The organism is Pseudomonas sp. WHRI 8519, from assembly GCF_040224055.2.
Lineage (GTDB): Bacteria > Pseudomonadota > Gammaproteobacteria > Pseudomonadales > Pseudomonadaceae > Aquipseudomonas > Aquipseudomonas putida_X.
Genome location: NZ_CP167996.1, coordinates 2,155,997 through 2,171,886, shown reverse-complemented (window position 1 = coordinate 2,171,886; position 15,890 = coordinate 2,155,997). Strand labels below are relative to the sequence as shown.

Sequence of the window (15,890 nt, the reverse complement as noted above, 5' to 3'; positions counted from 1 at the left end):
GAAAACGCCGCCTGAGAAGGCGGCGCTGACTGACGAAGATCGGACGTTACCAGGTCTTCGGCTCTGACTTCTTGTAAGAGCCTCCCGTCATGCACTTCTCGACCAGGTCTTCGCGAGCCTTGTTGTCTGGAAGTGTTTTCAGGTAGTCGGGCTGGCAGTGCTCGGTCGTTGGCTCGTAGGCAGCAGTGTCGAGGGCGTCTTCTTTGCAGCCGGCCAAGCTCATAGCGAGTGCCGCAGCAAGGATTGGGGCAAAGCATGACTTCACGGCTTGAACCCCTCGTCCTGGCTTTCATCAGGCGGAGTGATGTTCCAGAGATTCTCGCTGGCTTCCTGCTGTGCCTGAGCCTTCTTCTCTTCCTCAGACTCCCAGCATCCGCTGAGGGAAATTGCAGCAATGGCAACGATGGCTGCGCCTACGATGGTGCGTTTCATGAGGTTCCTTCCTGTGAAATGGCCGGCTTTTATACCAAAGATCGCAACCCTTCGCAAAAACTGACACCGAGCGCTGCCCGCCAGCGCCTTCCCCTATTCAACGAAGGCCTTAGTTCATTGCGCGCGATTTCTCTGCTCACTTCGCTTGCGGATATACGAACGCATCATCCGGCGCTGAATCCAGCCGATAATAATGACCTGCAGTACAATGCAGAGCACCACGAATGCGGTCCTGGCATATTGGCTCAATGTAAGCTCAAAGGCCAAAACGCCCCATATGAGCATCAAGCTTCCTTGGAAGAACAGCCCCGTCATAGCAGACAGAAAGGAGTCAACCCAGAACCATCTGTCTGGGAGGAATTCCAAGGGGCCCATAGCAAAGAGGGCGATGCCGAAAGGCATACTAAAAACTGTGGGTAGCATGCCCAGGTCACCGTAGCGCAGCAGACTGCACCAAGCCACGAACCCTAATAAAGATCCGGTACGCCAGCGATTCGTCGTCAGACGTGCAAAAAGAGCCTTCAATCTGTTCCGTCGCACCATTACCACTGTCCCTGTTAGGTAAGCGGCGAAGCATACCAGCAAGAATCACTGCGCGGCGCTGCCCGCCAGAGCCTTCCCCTATTCAACGATAACGCCTCCCCGGCGAGGGCGGTGCCTGCAATGGGCACACTACCTCTTCATCCGGATCCGCTTCCGCTCAGCGCGCTCTTGAAATTGATCCCAGTCGAAGTTGATCATCGATGACAGCAGCTTCAGATCATCGTAAACCTTGAATGTCGCCTCCGTAGTTGGCGTCGTGGCCATGTATTTCTCAACTTCATAGTGCATTTTATAAAGTGAGCCCATCAAGCCGCTGTAGTACACGACAAGCTTATAGTCGGAGAGCTCGTACACCACAATCGCTTTCGCTGCCTCCAAAGAGGCCCTAAACGACTCACCCAAATACTTTTCCCAAACCGAGCGAAACTCGAAATCAGCAGCCTCACCGTCTGCAAAACTCGAAACCGACTGTGCGTTTTCGACCGCATTTTTATGACGGCACAGTAGGCGTCGAAACGATCTATAGAGCTCCGTTTTGCATGTTAATTTGACGCCTGTTTTGCCCACTGCTTCGGCGCACCGACCAGCCGGGAACGCCTGTTCATGATCGCCCGCTGCGACGGGGAGCCCATCGTGTGGCCGGATCCGACCCACGCCAAACACCCAGCCAAGGGCCAGCAGAAGTGGCGCACCGCTGCCGAGTGCATTGATTGGAGCGTGCCAAGCAAGAGTATCTTCGGTCGGAAGAAAGACTTGGCTGCCGCAACGCTCCGCCGTGTGGCCAAGGGCATGAAGAAGTTCGTGCTGGACAACCCGCAGCCCTTCATCGTGCCGATTGCGAACTGGTCGGGCGAATTGGCCCAGTCAGCCCACGAACCGCTCAAGGCCTGGTCACCGTCTTCGTGAAGGGCACCCCGTACGTCATCGTCGACATCTGTCTGCGCATGCTGCAGCCACACGAGCTCTACCGGGCCCAAGGCTTCCCGCCTAGCTACATCATCGACAGGGGCGCCGACGGCAAGCCGTTCACCAAGACCGAGCAGGTGCACATGTGCGGTAACAGCGTGAGCCCGCCACCGATGGCTGCACTTGCTCGTGCTAACGATCCTTGGAGAGTGCACGTCACGAAATCTGTTGCTGCCTGACCCTACGGCCTATGCGAGTGCCTACCTTATGCCCACCTGACAACCGACGGACTCGGAGGTTGCGCAGGTGCGATACTGCCATCCGCGGCAACAACGCGGGCACATCCCTGGCATCTGCCGGATGCCGACACGGCGGCTCTCTGTCCAACCTACGACCGCATAGTTGCCACCGAGAAAATGACAGCACTCATCAAGTTCAACAAAAAAGCTATCAGGCAGACTCGATGCATGCGGCCAAATCTCGCAGTCAGCAAAATGGAACTGGGAGTTAAGCCTCTGTCAGCGACCGATTTGAACGCGAGCTGGAATGAGCCAGGGCCTTTCCAGCGTTTAGAGCAATCATGTAACGAGGCGCGATCGGTTGTTAAATGAGGAAAGGCAATTTTCCGATGTAGTCCATCTTTCCGATCCGAACGCCTTCGTGTCGGAGGATTGCGTAGGCCGTCACCATGTGAAAGTAAAAGTTAGGGACTGCGTGCTGGTGGAAATAGTCCTTGCCAAGAAAAGCGCCGGACCAACCGGGAGGAGCGACAATGCGATCTTCCCAACCCAAAAAGTCGCTTTCTTTCATCGAACTGACATAGGTGATCGTTTTTTCAATCAGCGCTTTGAGTTCTGGGACAGTGTGCTCAGCGTTATCGGAGACCGGAGCCGATTTGCCAGTCAGAACTGAGCTGGCGAGCATGGCCGTACCGCACACCATCTGGACTTGGCTCGAGAGTGGCAGCATATCTGGCGCGAGACGGGCGTTCAAAAGAACTTCCGCCTCAAAGCCATTTTCCTCAGCGTGTCGTTGTGCCTTGTCCAAGAGACGGGAAAGGGTGTCTAGCATTTTGATGAATTGCGTAATTTCCGCGTACATTGTGTATTCCCTATATCAGGTTACTGCTTGGGCTGAATTTCAACTGAGCGCACGCGCTCGCTGAGGGCATCTCCGCGTTGCCGGGATCGCGCCGGAGTGCCCGCGAGGTCTGCGATAACGTAAGGGCCGTGGTTGGGAAGCATCACGCCGCCAGCACCAACGCGGATCGTCGTCGTAGCAGCCGCGATGTGAGACACAACGACCGAGGTCGCAGCCGTGCTGACTGCTGGCGAGTTGTGATGCTCGGCCACCCAGATGCGGCGCAAACCCAAGCGCTCTGCATGCTGGCCAAGTGTGCGGGCGCTATCGAGCGCTGTGCGGCGGTCGGATCCTTGCCGAAGGGGTCCGAGTTCCAGAATCGACGATGGGATCATCGTACGAGGCTCCTGCCAGCCGAAGCGCTGCTGTGTGCGGCGCTTCGGCGAATGCCAGCGGTCATATCATCGCGCAACATCGATCACGACCTTGCCAACGTGATTGCCGCTTTTGAGGCGCCGATAAGCGGCCTCGTAATCCGCGAATGAAAAAACCTGGTCCACAACCGGGTGCATCTCGTGCAAGGCCATGGCTCGCAACAGCGCCTCGAAGGTTGCCCGCGACCCGATAGACGTGCCGGCGACGCGAAGCGACTTGCCGAGAATATCGATTGGCGGCAGCCCGCCACCGAAACCGCTGGTGAAACCGACGAGCGAGATGTCGCCGCCGTTCCGGGTAGCGGCCGCCGACTGCACGATCGTCTTCTCGCCCGCGATATCGATGGTCTTGTCGACCCCACGCCCGTCTGTGAGAGCCAGAATTTTCTTGTCCCAGTCGGGATGGGACCGGTAATTGACGACTGCAGCGGCGCCCAGCGCCCGAAGCCGTTCCGCCTTTTCCTCCGATGAGGTGATGGCGAGCACCTTCGCGCCGAACATCTTCGCCACCTGCAGCGAGAACAGCGCTACCCCGCCAGTGCCCTGAATCAGCACTGTCTCGCCAGGCTGGAGCGGCGATGATAGGTTCAGCGCCGACCAAGCCGTAACGGCAGCGCAAGGGAGAGAGGCGGCCTCAATATAGGTCATGTAGTCCGGCAGATGAACGACGGCGTTCTCGTGCAGCAGAATAGTTTCGGCCAGCCATCCGTCAGTCGTCATGCCCAGGCTGTCCGCATGGTACTCCGGACGCGTGGGTCCGCCGATCCAGTGCTGGCAGCATGATGCTGACACACGGTCGCCGACCTTTGTGCGTTTGACGTCGCGACCGACCGCGATCACTTCACCGGCTCCGTCCGAAAGGGGGACGCCATTAGGCTTTGTCGGACCGCCATATGCACCATCGAGAATCGCTTGGTCGCGGAAGTTCAAGGATGCTGCATGAACCCTGACCACAACCTCGTGCGGACCGGGATTTGGCATGGCTTCATCGTGCAGCTTAAGGCCCGGCCTCTCGTCGGAGGTCCATCGAACAGTTTTCATCGTCTCTATCCTTCTTTGATCAGCATGGCGGGGCCGACTCATAGAACCAGCGGAATCGTCGGTTCACCCCCCTTTTCCAGCAAATGTTTGCGTAAAAAAGAGAGTATCCACTACCATTCTTAACAGCAAGTACACACTATTTTGTGCGTTACTAACCAAAAGGTAAGTTAGATGAAGCGAGATTGGCGAAGCGGAGATCCTAATCAGCAACTCTTCTGGGCGGCCGCGACGAGCGAAACCCTGCGAGTGCTTGAAGGAAAGTGGAAGATTGTGATCATTGTCCAGCTCTTCGCAGCCAAGGAGCCGATTCGCTTTTCAGAGCTTGAGAAGCGGGTTGTGGGGGTGAACCAGAAGATGCTGATTCAGCAGCTCAAGGAACTGGAAAAGGACGGAATCGTCACCCGCAAGGTCTTTGCGCAGGTCCCACCGAAGGTGGAGTATGCCTTGACCGAGCTTGGTCTCGCGCTCGGCCCATCGATTGAGACGCTGATCGATTGGGCATTTCTCAAATGCGAAACTCGGGGCGGAACTCCGCAGGACATTTGATGGCGTATCTCAAGCGGCTGTCCGACTTCCTAGGTGTTTAGGCGCTCGATTCAGCCTTTGGATCAGCGCTCCAACAGATGGTAATGGGCGTAACCCCTTAATTGATTAAACGTAGTATCCGCGCCCGCTGAGCAAGGTTCCCCACCTACATGCTCAGGCGAAGCCAACCCCAAACCTTGACAACTTCAGCGGTTTACAGCGCAGAGGAACCCACTGGGCGCGGTCCACCTGTAACTCGCTCGGGCGTGGATTCACAATGTATCGCTGCACGTTTAAAGATGAATTAACCGCTCGCGATACTAATTACTTAGCCAAGCTTCACATTCATGGTGATGCGAGCCGTGAAGACTTTCACCCCAGCTTCGTCGAAAATTTCGACCGGGACGATTTTGTCACCCGAAGATTCCCAATCAATTTCGCTACCATCGGCGACCGCGTGAACGGCGGTCTTGGCTTTAGCTAGATACTCGACAGTCATGCCTTTCGGAATCCAACGAGCGCCGCTAGGAATAGATACCTCGGTCATCATCCCGCCGGCAAGCTCAGCAGCGTTGCATAGTGCGATGGCATGAACAGAGGCGAGGTGGTTGGTGATTTCTTTGCGGAAAGGGACGTTCACTTCAGCGCGACCGGGAGTCAGCAAAGAGATTTCCGGGGTAATGGTGCTGAAGTAGGGGGCCATTTGGCAGGCGATATTGCTGAAAGCGGAAGCGCCAACGTTTTGGTACATGCTGAGTGTCTGGCTCATTTACGGGGACCTCTGATTTAGCGAATGACAGATTAGAATCATGTTCTAGAACAATATTCTGTTTAATCCAACCCGTCAACAGCTCGTATGCGCTGCCGGTTTCACTTACCATCGCGCTTTTGGGCCGGAATCAAGAATGGAACCTGCTGATCTCCTCGAGCGCTGTTACCCCGGGCGACGTGCCGAGTCCAAACGGCAAATTCTTCGCTGTGCACTACGGCTGTTCAATGAGCACGGAATCGACGCGACCACCATCGACATCATCCGAGCCGATAGCGAGACGAGTGTGGGGTCGATCTATCACCATTTTGGCAACAAGGAAGGCGTGATCGCAGCCCTCTACATGGCGGCGCTGGACGACCAGGCGCACCTGCGAGACAGCTACATGAAAGGTGCGGTTTCAACCCGGGAATGGGTGTTCGCGCTGGTCTTCAGCTATGTAGATTGGGTAGTCGGCCAGCCAGACTGGGCGCGTTTTCAATACCAAGCGCGCTACGCCGTCGCGCAAAGTGCCTTCGGTGATCAGCTCAAAGAAGCCAATCGCATCAGGAACGCGCAGATCAAAGATTGGTTTAGCGACCCAGTTCATCGACGTGAGTTGAGGGATCTGCCGCGCGAGCTCATACCCTCGCTAATTATAGGATCGGCGGATAGTTACTGCCGGGCTTGGCTCTCCGGCCGAGTCAAGCAAAGCCCAGACCTCTACAAACAGCTGCTTGCTGAGTCAGCCTGGTTGAATGTGGGGAATGCCGGTTGAGAGAACTGCCCGCTCAAAACCCATGGGCCTAATATGAACGTCCGCTTTTCGCCGATCTCACCGATGACGACGGTCGTTAGGGTCGATGCTCCCTGTCGTCGCCCCTAACACCATGAGTTTGAGGCCGCTGAATTCGGTGGGGAGAAAAGTGGGGGTAAAAATGCGCTCCGAAAAAATCGTGACCCATAAAAAAATCCAGTCACCGCTAAGTGACTGGATTTTTTGGAGTTTTTTGGTCGGGACGGAGTGATTCGAACACTCGACCCCTTGCACCCCATGCAAGTGCGCTACCGGGCTGCGCTACGCCCCGACTACATTCTCATAACCTCTGAGAACGATGAAGAATCTACCCTAACCTTTTGATAAATGGAAGCTTTTTTTCAAAAATTTCCATTCATCGGCCAAACTCACTTCTTCAACACCACCAGCACATCCTCCAACTCGACAATCATCTGCCGAATCAGCTGCTTGTACTGGCTTGACTCATCCTTCACCTCATCACTGGAGAGCCGCAACCGCGCCCCGCCAATGGTGAACCCCTGGTCATACAGCAGCGCGCGAATCTGGCGGATCATCAGCACGTCTTGGCGCTGGTAATACCGCCGGTTGCCCCGCCGCTTCACAGGGTTGAGCTGAGGGAACTCCTGCTCCCAATACCGCAGCACGTGTGGCTTTACGGCACACAACTCGCTGACTTCACCAATGGTGAAGTAGCGTTTGCCGGGTATGGGGGGCAGTTCGTCGTTATGGCTTGGTTCCAGCATAGGCCTCAACCCGGGCCTTCAACTTCTGCCCTGGACGAAAGGTGACGACGCGCCGTGCAGTGATCGGGATCTCTTCCCCTGTTTTGGGGTTGCGGCCCGGCCGCTGGCGTTTGTCGCGAAGGTCGAAGTTGCCGAAACCGGACAACTTGACCTGCTCGTTCTCTTCAAGTGCGTGCCGAATTTCTTCAAAAAACAGCTCGACCAACTCCTTGGCCTCACGCTTGTTAAGCCCCAGCTCCTCGTACAGCCTTTCGGCCATCTCAGCTTTCGTCAGAGCACCCATGCCGTTATTTCCTTAACGTGGTGTTCAACCTTTGTTCAAGCGAGGTGAGGATATTGTGCAGGGTAGTGTTCACCTCATCGTCGTTAAGAGTGCGCGATGGATGCTGCCAGGTCAAGCCGACGGCCAGGCTTTTTCTATCAGGATCAATACCTTTACCCTGGTAGACGTCAAACAGCCTGAGGTCTGTAAGCCATTCGCCTGCATTGTCACGAATTACTTCAAGCACGGCGCTGGCGGCGACGTCACGGCCGGCGATCAGGGCCAGGTCGCGACGGGTTTCCGGGAACTTGGAGAGCTCGCTGAATTTCGGCAGGCGGCCTTCCACCACATCACCCAACACCAGCTCGAAGACGAACACCGGGCGGTCCAGGCCCAGGGCCTTGGCGACTTCCGGGTGCAGGGCGCCGAGGTAGCCGACTTCCTTGCCGTCGCGCTGGATGACAGCGGTCTGGCCTGGGTGCAGGGCGGGGTGTTTGCCGGCGGCGAAGGTGAAGTCGCTCAGGGCGCCCGAGTAGCCCAGCAAGGCTTCGACGTCTGCTTTTACATCGAAGAAGTCGATGCTGTCACGGCCGTTGGCCCAGCCTTCTGGCAGACGGCTGCCGGTGACGACGCCGGCGATCATCGGCTGCTGCTTCAGGTCACCCAGCTGGCCGACGAAGCGCAGGCCGCTTTCGAACAGGCGCACGCGGTCTTGCTGGCGGTTGAGGTTGTGCTGCATGGCTTTGACCAGGCCTGGCCACAGCGAGGCGCGCATGGCGGCCATGTCGCTGGAGATAGGGTTGGCCAGCAGCAGCGGCTCTACACCAGGGGTGAACAGCTCGAACAGCTTTGGGTCGATGAAGCTGTAGGTGATGGCTTCCTGGTAGCCGCGGGCGACCAGCAGGCGGCGCAGGTTGGGCAACTCACCGCGGGTTTCCGGGTTGGCCTTGGGCGCCAGGCGCGCTTGCGGGTAACGCACTGGCAGGCTGTTGTAGCCGTACAGGCGGGCCAGCTCTTCGATCAGGTCAACTTCCAGGCTGATGTCGAAGCGGTGGCTTGGCACCTTGACGGTCCACTCCCCTGCCCCGCTGGCCGTGGTGGTCAGCTCCAGGGCGTTGAGCATCTGCTCGACCTGGGCGGCCTGCAACTCCATGCCGAGCATCTGGGTGATGCGTTCGGCGCGCAGGGTCACCGGGGCGACCTGAGGCAGGTGCTGTTCACTGACGGCTTCGATGATGGGGCCGGCTTCGCCGCCGACAATCTCCAGCACCAGCGCGGTAGCGCGCTCCATGGCTTCGCGGGCCAGTTGCGAGTCGACGCCGCGCTCGTAGCGGTGCGAGGCGTCGGTGTGCAGGCCGTATGAACGGGCCTTGCCAGCAACGGCGATCGGCTCGAAGAAGGCGCTTTCGAGGAACAGGTCGCGGGTTTTTTCGGTGTTGACGCCGCTGTGCTCGCCACCCATCACGCCGGCAATGGCCAGGGCACGGGTATGGTCGGCGATGACCAGGGTGTCGGCGCGCAGGGCGACTTCCTGGCCGTCGAGCAGCACGAGCTTCTCGCCCTCTTCGGCCATGCGTACGCGGATGCCGCCATTGATTTCGGCGAGGTCGAAGGCGTGCATCGGCTGGCCGAGTTCGAGCATCACGTAGTTGGTGATGTCGACAGCTGCGTCGATACTGCGCACGTCGCTACGGCGCAGGCGTTCAACCATCCACAGCGGCGTGGGCTTGCTGAGGTCGACGTTGCGGATGACGCGGCCCAGGTAGCGTGGGCACACGGCTGGGGCACTGACCTCGACCGGGCGCACTTCGTCGTGGGCAGCCGGTACGGCCGGCACCACAGGGCGGGTAACCGGTACGTTGTACAGGGCGCTGACGTCGCGGGCCAGGCCGGCCAGCGACAGGCAGTCACCGCGGTTGGGGGTCAGGCCGATCTCGATGCTGGCGTCGTCCAGGTTCAGGTACTGGCGAATGTCTTCGCCTACCGGTGCGTCGCCAGCCAGTTCGAGCAGGCCGTCGTTTTCTTCGCTGATCTGCAGCTCTGCTGCCGAGCACAGCATGCCGAAGGATTCGACGCCGCGCAGCTTGGCCTTCTTGATCTTGAAGTCGCCCGGCAGTTCGGCACCGATCATGGCGAACGGGATCTTGATGCCGGCGCGCGCGTTAGGGGCGCCGCAGACGACCTGGAAGGTTTCCTGGCCGTTGCTGACCTGGCAGACGCGCAGTTTGTCGGCGTCGGGGTGTTGTTCGGTGGCGAGGATTTCGCCCACGACGATACCGCTGAACTGGCCGGCAGCGGGGGTTACGCTGTCGACTTCAAGGCCGGCCATGGACAGGCGGGCGACCAGTTCATCACGGGAGACTTGCGGGTTTACCCAACCGCGCAGCCACTGTTCACTGAATTTCATGCTGTTCTCCTGAAAGTTGCGTCGATTGGGCCTAGCGGAATTGGGCTAAGAACCGCAGGTCGTTGTCGAAGAACAGACGCAAATCGTTGACGCCGTAGCGCAGCATGGCCAGGCGCTCGGCACCCATGCCGAAAGCGAAGCCCTGGAATTCTTCAGGGTCGATGCCGGACATGCGCAGCACGTTCGGGTGCACCATGCCGCAGCCCAGCACTTCCAGCCAGCCGGTTTGCTTGCACACGCGGCAGCCTTTGCCGGAACACATCACGCACTGGATGTCGACTTCGGCGGACGGCTCGGTGAAGGGGAAGAACGACGGGCGGAAGCGCACGGCCAGTTCTTTTTCGAAGAACACGCGCAGGAACTCTTCGATGGTGCCCTTGAGGTCGGCAAAGTTGATGTCGCGATCGATCAGCAGGCCTTCGACCTGGTGGAACATCGGCGAGTGGGTGATATCCGAGTCGCAGCGGTAAACGCGGCCCGGGCACACAATGCGGATGGGCGGCTGAGTGGACTCCATGGTCCGCACCTGCACCGGCGAGGTGTGGGTGCGCAGCAGCATGTTGGCATTGAAGTAGAAGGTGTCGTGCATCGCCCGGGCCGGGTGGTGGCCAGGGATGTTGAGCGCTTCGAAGTTGTGGTAGTCGTCTTCGACCTCGGGCCCTTCGGCGATGCCGTAGCCGATGTGGGTGAAGAACTGCTCGATGCGTTCGAGGGTACGGGTGATCGGGTGCAGGCCACCGGTGGCCTGGCCACGGCCTGGCAGGGTCACATCAATGCATTCGGCGGCCAGGCGAGCGCTGAGCTCGGCTTCTTCAAAGGCTGCCTTGCGTGCGTTGAGCACTTCGGTGACGCGCTCTTTGGCGTCATTGATCAGCGCGCCGACTTTCGGGCGCTCTTCGGCTGGCAGGTTGCCCAGGGTCTTCATCACCTGGGTCAGTTCGCCTTTCTTGCCCAGATACTGAACCCGGATCTGTTCCAGGGCATTGATGTCTTCAGCGCGCTCCACGGCCTCAAGGGCTTGGGAGACCAGCGCGTCCAGGTTTTCCATGTACAGACTCCAGATACGAAAATAGGGGAAGAGCTTTGAAGGCTCTTCCCCTATCGATGACGTTTTACACCCGACAGCGCAGAGCGCTGCCGGATGATTGTCGTGGGTACTTAAGCCAGAACGGCTTTAGCTTTCTCGACAATTGCAGCAAACGCCGCTTTTTCGTTCACTGCCAGGTCAGCCAGAACCTTACGGTCGATTTCGATCGACGCCTTTTTCAGGCCAGCAATCAGACGGCTGTAAGACAGACCGTTGGTGCGGGCACCGGCGTTGATACGAGCGATCCACAGTGCGCGGAACTGACGCTTCTTCTGGCGACGGTCGCGGTAGGCGTATTGGCCTGCCTTGATGACTGCCTGCTTGGCTACGCGGAATACGCGCGAGCGTGCACCGTAGTAACCTTTAGCCAGTTTCAGAATTTTTTTGTGACGCTTACGAGCGATAACGCCGCGCTTTACACGAGCCATGAGTAACTTCCTCTATCTTTGACCAGAATTAACGAACGCGCAGCATGCGCGCGACTTTCGCGACGTCAGACGGGTGCAGCAAGCTGCTACCACGCAGTTGACGCTTACGCTTGGTCGACATTTTGGTCAGGATGTGGCTCTTGAAAGCGTGCTTGTGCTTGAAGCCGGTAGCGGTCTTCAGGAAGCGCTTTGCAGCACCGCTCTTGGTTTTCATTTTTGGCATGTTGGAACTCCGCATTCGATAAAATTACACATAATCATCAGGCCTGCCGTGCCCGGGAGATTACTTCTTTTTCTTGGGGGCGATGACCATCATAAGTTGGCGTCCTTCCATCTTCGGATGCTGTTCGACGGTGCCGTATTCGGCGAGGTCAGCTTCAACCCGCTTCAACAGCTCCATACCCAGCTCCTGGTGGGCCATCTCACGACCACGGAATCTCAGAGAGATCTTGGCCTTGTCCCCATCGGTAAGGAAACGTACCAGGTTGCGTAGTTTTACCTGGTAATCCCCATCCTCCGTCCCTGGACGAAACTTGATTTCTTTGATCTGGATCTGCTTCTGGTTTTTCTTGGCTTCGTTAGCCTGCTTCTTCTTTTCGAAGAGGTGCTTGCCGTAGTCCATGACCTTGCAGACAGGCGGTACCGCGTCTGCAGAGATTTCAACCAGGTCCAGCTTCGCTTCATCAGCGATACGCAGCGCTTCATCAATCGAGACGATGCCAACCTGCTCGCCGTCTGCGCCAATTAACCGAACCTCGCGGGCCGAGATATTCTCGTTGATCGGGGCCTTCGGTGCAGCACGTTTATCGTTTCTCATTTCACGCTTAATAGTCATTACTCCGATTCTTGGCGACCACGCCGGGAAACCGCATGTGTCAGAAGCTCAACGAACTGGGCGACGGGCATTGAGCCCAGGTCTGCACCTTCGCGAGTACGCACAGCGACGGTTTGCGTTTCGACTTCGCGGTCCCCTATAACCAAAAGGTACGGGACCTTGAGCAAAGTATGCTCGCGGATTTTAAAGCCGATCTTCTCATTTCTCAAGTCCGACTTGGCACGGAAACCGCTACCGTTCAGAGATTTCTCAACCTGAAGGGCGAAATCTGCCTGTTTGTCGGTGATGTTCATGATCACGGCCTGGGTCGGTGCCAGCCACGCCGGGAACACGCCGGCATAATGCTCGATGAGCATGCCGATGAAGCGCTCGAACGAGCCGAGGATGGCGCGGTGCAGCATCACCGGGCGCTTGCGCGCGTTATCTTCGGCGATGTAGCTGGCATCCAGGCGCTCTGGCAGGTTCGGGTCGTACTGCAGGGTACCACACTGCCAGTTACGGCCCAGGCAGTCGCGCAGGGTGAATTCGATTTTCGGGCCGTAGAAGGCACCTTCACCTGGCTGGTATTCCCATTCCAGGCCGGATTCGTTCAGGGCGTCGGCCAGTGCACCTTCGGCACGGTCCCAAAGCTCTTCGGAGCCCACGCGCTTGGCGGGACGGGTGGAGAGCTTCATGGCGACGTCGGTGAAACCGAAGTCCTTGTACACGTCCAGGGTCAGCTTGATGAAGTCGGCGGCTTCTTTCTTCACCTGGTCTTCGGTGCAGAAGATGTGCGCGTCATCCTGCACGAAGCCACGCACGCGCATGATGCCATGCAGCGCGCCGGACGGCTCGTTCCGGTGGCAGGCACCGAACTCGGCCAGGCGCAGCGGCAGGTCGCGGTACGACTTCAGGCCCTGGTTGAACACCTGCACGTGGCACGGGCAGTTCATCGGCTTGACCGCGTAATCACGGCTTTCCGACGACGTGGTGAACATGTTCTCGGCGTAGTTGGACCAGTGGCCGGAACGCTCCCAGAGGATGCGGTCGACAACCTGCGGGGTCTTGATTTCCGAGTAGCCGTTTTCGCGCTGGACCTGGCGCATGTACTGCTCGAGCACCTGGTAGACGGTCCAGCCGTTGGCGTGCCAGAACACCATGCCCGGCGCTTCTTCCTGCAGGTGGAACAGGTCCAGCTGCTTGCCGATCTTGCGGTGGTCGCGTTTTTCCGCTTCTTCGATGCGCTGGATGTAGGCAGCCAACTGCTTCTTGTCAGCCCAGGCGGTACCGTACACACGCTGCAGTTGCTCGTTCCTGGCATCGCCACGCCAGTAGGCGCCAGACAGCTTGGTCAGCTTGAATGCCTTGAGGAAGCGGGTATTGGGCACGTGCGGGCCGCGGCACATGTCGACGTATTCTTCGTGGTAGTACAGGCCCATGGCCTGCTCGTCTGGCATGTCTTCGACCAGGCGCAGCTTGTAGTCTTCGCCACGGGCTTTGAACACGTCGATGACTTCGGCACGCGGGGTCATCTTCTTGATGACGTCGTAATCTTTTTCGATCAGCTGCTGCATGCGCTTTTCGATGGCGGCCAGGTCTTCAGGGGTGAAGGGGCGCTCGTAGGCGATGTCGTAATAGAAGCCTTCGTCGATGACCGGGCCGATGACCATCTTGGCGGTCGGGTACAGCTGTTTCACCGCGTGGCCGACCAGGTGGGCGCACGAGTGACGGATGATCTCCAGTCCCTCTTCATCTTTAGGGGTGATGATCTGCAGGGTGGCGTCGTGGGTGATCAGTTCGCAGGCATCGACCAGCTTGCCGTCGACTTTGCCGGCAACGGTGGCCTTGGCCAGGCCGGCACCGATCGAAGCGGCGACATCGGCTACGGATACCGCGTGATCAAACGCGCGTTGACTGCCATCGGGAAGAGTAATAGTGGGCATGGCGCCTCCTCTCCTAGTGGTGACCCCTACCAAAGGTCACGTGGGTTGGGATGAGCCAGTACAAGATCCGACCTGCCTTCCTTGAAGGAAGCCTGCCTCACAGTGGCAGAAGCCTTTCGGCTTGCCAGGGGGACCTGAGTGACTGGAAAGTAAAAGATAGTTGCACGCTGCACGTGTGTAGCTGCAAGCCGGGCATGCTAGCACGGGGGTTGCATGGCAGCGCAGAAATATTTGGAATTTACGCGGTAGCGGTGAACTTACACGGAAAATTTCCAATCAGACTTTGGGAAGCAACCTACTCTTGATGAGACCTTAACCCAAGGAGTGTCTGGTTATGCGAGTTCCGTCTCTTCTGGCCCTGGCGGCCGCTGGCGCCCTGCTGCTGCCCATGGCAGCCAACGCTGGCAACTTCCCTGCCGGCAAGGAGGGTGCCTACATGACGCAATGCAAGCAGGTGGCGCAAAGCCAAGGTGTCGACGCCGCAACTGCAGACAAGCATTGCTCGTGCGGCGCGCAAGCCATCAAAGAAAATTTCACCGATAAGGAGATCGAAGACCTGGACAGTAAGGACGGCGTTGACGCCAAGCTGATGCAGAAGGCACAGACCATCGTGCAAGCGGCCTGCAAGCCGAAATGAGCCATGCGCGGAGGGCTTTCCGGGCTTTATTTGCCCTGGATCAGCATCCTGCGAAGGTAAAAGACGCTACAGGCGCAGAATTAGACTATTATGGTGTCCGTGCTCCGTAGCCTCGGCCACATTGCACCACTGAAAATTAAATGTTCTGGAGATTCACCCATGTCCAATCGCCAACAAGGCACCGTCAAATGGTTCAATGATGAGAAAGGCTACGGCTTCATCACCCCAGCAGGCGGCGGCGACGACCTGTTCGTTCACTTCAAAGCCATCGAATCCGACGGCTTCAAGAGCCTGAAAGAAGGCCAGACTGTTTCCTTCGTTGCCGAAAAAGGCCAGAAGGGTATGCAGGCTGCGCAGGTTCGTCCGGAGTAATTCGGATAGCTGTAAAAAAACCCGCCCTTGTGGCGGGTTTTTTTATGGGCTTTACCAAGGCAACGCACACCTGCCTGCGCAGGGGCGGCATTGGGGTTGCATCAACCGCAGTTGACGCGGGTCACTTTGCCCTGCTCGTCCACATTCAGGTTCAGACGCTCGGAGCGGTACTCCAAGGTCACCACGTCATGCGGCTTGAGGATACGCGCCATCTGCGAACCACTGGCCTTGCGCGCCTGCTCAAGCAGGTCGGCACTGCCTTGCTTGCCAATGGCGAAATCGGCGCCGCTGGCCTCGCAGCGCCCGTCGTTGTCTGCAGGTGCAGCCGGGGCGCTGCCGCCGTCAGAGTTGCCACCAGTGCTGCAACCAGCCAGCACCGCAGCGACCAGCAAGGTTGCCAGGGAAGCACGGGTACGGAACATGAATCCTCCTAAATAGATATGGGAACTGTCTGTTCCGACAGTTCCACCCTGAATTCGTTGCAAAACCGCCCAAGTCTGCCTGAACTCACCGCGCGTGGCGAAAGGCAATCGTGACCGGATTTTGCACCACGCAGTTGGTTTGCTTGAGCAGGCTTTTTATTCTTAAGTCGAAGAGCCATTGACGCAAAGTGATGATTTACTTTAAGAAGTGCAGGCACAGTGCCTGCTGCGAACGCCAGGGTCAGGTGTTCGCCCCTCCGCTACGGG

At 58.1% G+C, this 15,890-nt stretch carries 21 protein-coding genes, 1 tRNA gene and 1 pseudogene; 5 read left to right on the top strand and 18 right to left on the bottom strand.

Annotated elements, in window-relative coordinates; genetic code table 11:
• Positions 1–46 precede the first annotated feature (46 nt).
• From trbK to ABRP30_RS09895, 4 genes are all read right to left on the bottom strand, one after another.
• Entirely contained in the window at positions 47–223 is a 177-nt protein-coding gene (gene trbK, locus ABRP30_RS09910) for an entry exclusion lipoprotein TrbK (RefSeq protein ID WP_241806478.1), read from the bottom strand.
• A gap of 38 nt (positions 224–261) precedes the next feature.
• On the bottom strand, positions 262–432 hold the full coding sequence (locus tag ABRP30_RS09905) for a hypothetical protein (protein ID WP_241806479.1): 171 nt from the start codon (positions 430–432) through the stop codon (positions 262–264).
• Between the two features lie 114 nt (positions 433–546).
• The gene (locus ABRP30_RS09900; RefSeq protein ID WP_267822813.1) at positions 547–975 is read right to left on the bottom strand and encodes a hypothetical protein; all 429 of its coding nucleotides are present in this window, start codon (positions 973–975) and stop codon (positions 547–549) included.
• A 129-nt stretch (positions 976–1,104) separates the two neighbouring features.
• Complete coding sequence (locus ABRP30_RS09895; RefSeq protein WP_267822811.1) at positions 1,105–1,542, bottom strand: hypothetical protein; 438 nt, start codon at positions 1,540–1,542, stop codon at positions 1,105–1,107.
• Between the two features lie 3 nt (positions 1,543–1,545).
• Here ABRP30_RS09895 and ABRP30_RS09890 point away from each other — a divergent pair.
• Positions 1,546–2,120: pseudogene (locus tag ABRP30_RS09890) on the top strand (DNA cytosine methyltransferase); the annotation flags it as partial.
• Between the two features lie 364 nt (positions 2,121–2,484).
• Here the strand turns inward: ABRP30_RS09890 and ABRP30_RS09885 are convergent.
• The 3 genes from ABRP30_RS09885 to ABRP30_RS09875 form a co-directional block, all read right to left on the bottom strand.
• Positions 2,485–2,982 carry a DUF1993 family protein gene (locus ABRP30_RS09885; protein ID WP_267822809.1) on the bottom strand — a complete coding sequence of 166 codons (498 nt, stop codon included), beginning with the start codon at positions 2,980–2,982 and terminating at the stop codon, positions 2,485–2,487.
• A 20-nt stretch (positions 2,983–3,002) separates the two neighbouring features.
• Positions 3,003–3,356: an LLM class flavin-dependent oxidoreductase gene (locus tag ABRP30_RS09880; protein ID WP_349974438.1), complete on the bottom strand. Its 354-nt coding sequence runs from the start codon at positions 3,354–3,356 to the stop codon at positions 3,003–3,005.
• A gap of 66 nt (positions 3,357–3,422) precedes the next feature.
• The gene (locus ABRP30_RS09875; protein WP_267822807.1) at positions 3,423–4,436 is read right to left on the bottom strand and encodes an NAD(P)-dependent alcohol dehydrogenase; all 1,014 of its coding nucleotides are present in this window, start codon (positions 4,434–4,436) and stop codon (positions 3,423–3,425) included.
• A 171-nt stretch (positions 4,437–4,607) separates the two neighbouring features.
• On the opposite strand from ABRP30_RS09875, the gene ABRP30_RS09870 reads away from it, so the two are divergent.
• The gene (locus tag ABRP30_RS09870) at positions 4,608–4,982 is read left to right on the top strand and encodes a helix-turn-helix domain-containing protein (RefSeq protein WP_267822805.1); all 375 of its coding nucleotides are present in this window, start codon (positions 4,608–4,610) and stop codon (positions 4,980–4,982) included.
• A gap of 307 nt (positions 4,983–5,289) precedes the next feature.
• On the opposite strand, the gene ABRP30_RS09865 is transcribed toward ABRP30_RS09870, so the two are convergent.
• Positions 5,290–5,730 (bottom strand): hotdog fold domain-containing protein, encoded by a 441-nt coding sequence (locus ABRP30_RS09865; RefSeq protein ID WP_267822803.1) that lies wholly within the window; start codon positions 5,728–5,730, stop codon positions 5,290–5,292.
• A 136-nt stretch (positions 5,731–5,866) separates the two neighbouring features.
• On the opposite strand from ABRP30_RS09865, the gene ABRP30_RS09860 reads away from it, so the two are divergent.
• On the top strand, positions 5,867–6,487 hold the full coding sequence (locus ABRP30_RS09860; RefSeq protein ID WP_267822801.1) for a TetR/AcrR family transcriptional regulator: 621 nt from the start codon (positions 5,867–5,869) through the stop codon (positions 6,485–6,487).
• 233 nt (positions 6,488–6,720) lie between these two features.
• Here the strand turns inward: ABRP30_RS09860 and ABRP30_RS09855 are convergent.
• The 9 genes from ABRP30_RS09855 to thrS form a co-directional block, all read right to left on the bottom strand.
• Positions 6,721–6,797, bottom strand: a tRNA-Pro gene (locus ABRP30_RS09855).
• A 97-nt stretch (positions 6,798–6,894) separates the two neighbouring features.
• Positions 6,895–7,251, bottom strand: a complete 357-nt coding sequence (locus tag ABRP30_RS09850) for a MerR family transcriptional regulator (protein ID WP_008100384.1) — start codon at positions 7,249–7,251, stop codon at positions 6,895–6,897.
• On the bottom strand, positions 7,232–7,534 hold the full coding sequence (ihfA, locus tag ABRP30_RS09845; protein ID WP_003250679.1) for an integration host factor subunit alpha: 303 nt from the start codon (positions 7,532–7,534) through the stop codon (positions 7,232–7,234). The genes ABRP30_RS09850 and ihfA overlap by 20 nt, the downstream gene beginning before the upstream one ends.
• Positions 7,535–7,538: 4 nt before the next feature.
• Positions 7,539–9,920 (bottom strand): phenylalanine--tRNA ligase subunit beta, encoded by a 2,382-nt coding sequence (gene pheT, locus ABRP30_RS09840; RefSeq protein WP_349974440.1) that lies wholly within the window; start codon positions 9,918–9,920, stop codon positions 7,539–7,541.
• Positions 9,921–9,951: 31 nt separating this feature from the next.
• Positions 9,952–10,968 (bottom strand): phenylalanine--tRNA ligase subunit alpha, encoded by a 1,017-nt coding sequence (pheS, locus tag ABRP30_RS09835; RefSeq protein WP_012313866.1) that lies wholly within the window; start codon positions 10,966–10,968, stop codon positions 9,952–9,954.
• A gap of 110 nt (positions 10,969–11,078) precedes the next feature.
• A complete protein-coding gene (gene rplT / locus ABRP30_RS09830; protein WP_003250671.1) occupies positions 11,079–11,435 on the bottom strand; it encodes a 50S ribosomal protein L20 in 357 nt (118 codons plus the stop codon).
• 28 nt (positions 11,436–11,463) lie between these two features.
• Positions 11,464–11,658 carry a 50S ribosomal protein L35 gene (gene rpmI, locus ABRP30_RS09825; RefSeq protein WP_012313865.1) on the bottom strand — a complete coding sequence of 65 codons (195 nt, stop codon included), beginning with the start codon at positions 11,656–11,658 and terminating at the stop codon, positions 11,464–11,466.
• Between the two features lie 60 nt (positions 11,659–11,718).
• Entirely contained in the window at positions 11,719–12,270 is a 552-nt protein-coding gene (gene infC / locus ABRP30_RS09820; protein WP_012313864.1) for a translation initiation factor IF-3, read from the bottom strand.
• Complete coding sequence (gene thrS / locus ABRP30_RS09815) at positions 12,270–14,192, bottom strand: threonine--tRNA ligase (RefSeq protein WP_241806482.1); 1,923 nt, start codon at positions 14,190–14,192, stop codon at positions 12,270–12,272. Before thrS ends, infC begins: the two co-directional genes overlap by 1 nt.
• 334 nt (positions 14,193–14,526) lie before the next feature.
• Between thrS and ABRP30_RS09810 the strand changes: the two genes are divergently transcribed.
• A complete protein-coding gene (locus ABRP30_RS09810) occupies positions 14,527–14,829 on the top strand; it encodes a hypothetical protein (protein WP_349974443.1) in 303 nt (100 codons plus the stop codon).
• Positions 14,830–14,988: 159 nt separating this feature from the next.
• The gene (locus ABRP30_RS09805; RefSeq protein ID WP_012313861.1) at positions 14,989–15,201 is read left to right on the top strand and encodes a cold-shock protein; all 213 of its coding nucleotides are present in this window, start codon (positions 14,989–14,991) and stop codon (positions 15,199–15,201) included.
• Between the two features lie 101 nt (positions 15,202–15,302).
• Here the strand turns inward: ABRP30_RS09805 and ABRP30_RS09800 are convergent, their stop codons facing one another.
• Complete coding sequence (locus ABRP30_RS09800; RefSeq protein ID WP_349974444.1) at positions 15,303–15,623, bottom strand: I78 family peptidase inhibitor; 321 nt, start codon at positions 15,621–15,623, stop codon at positions 15,303–15,305.
• Positions 15,624–15,890: the final 267 nt, after the last annotated feature.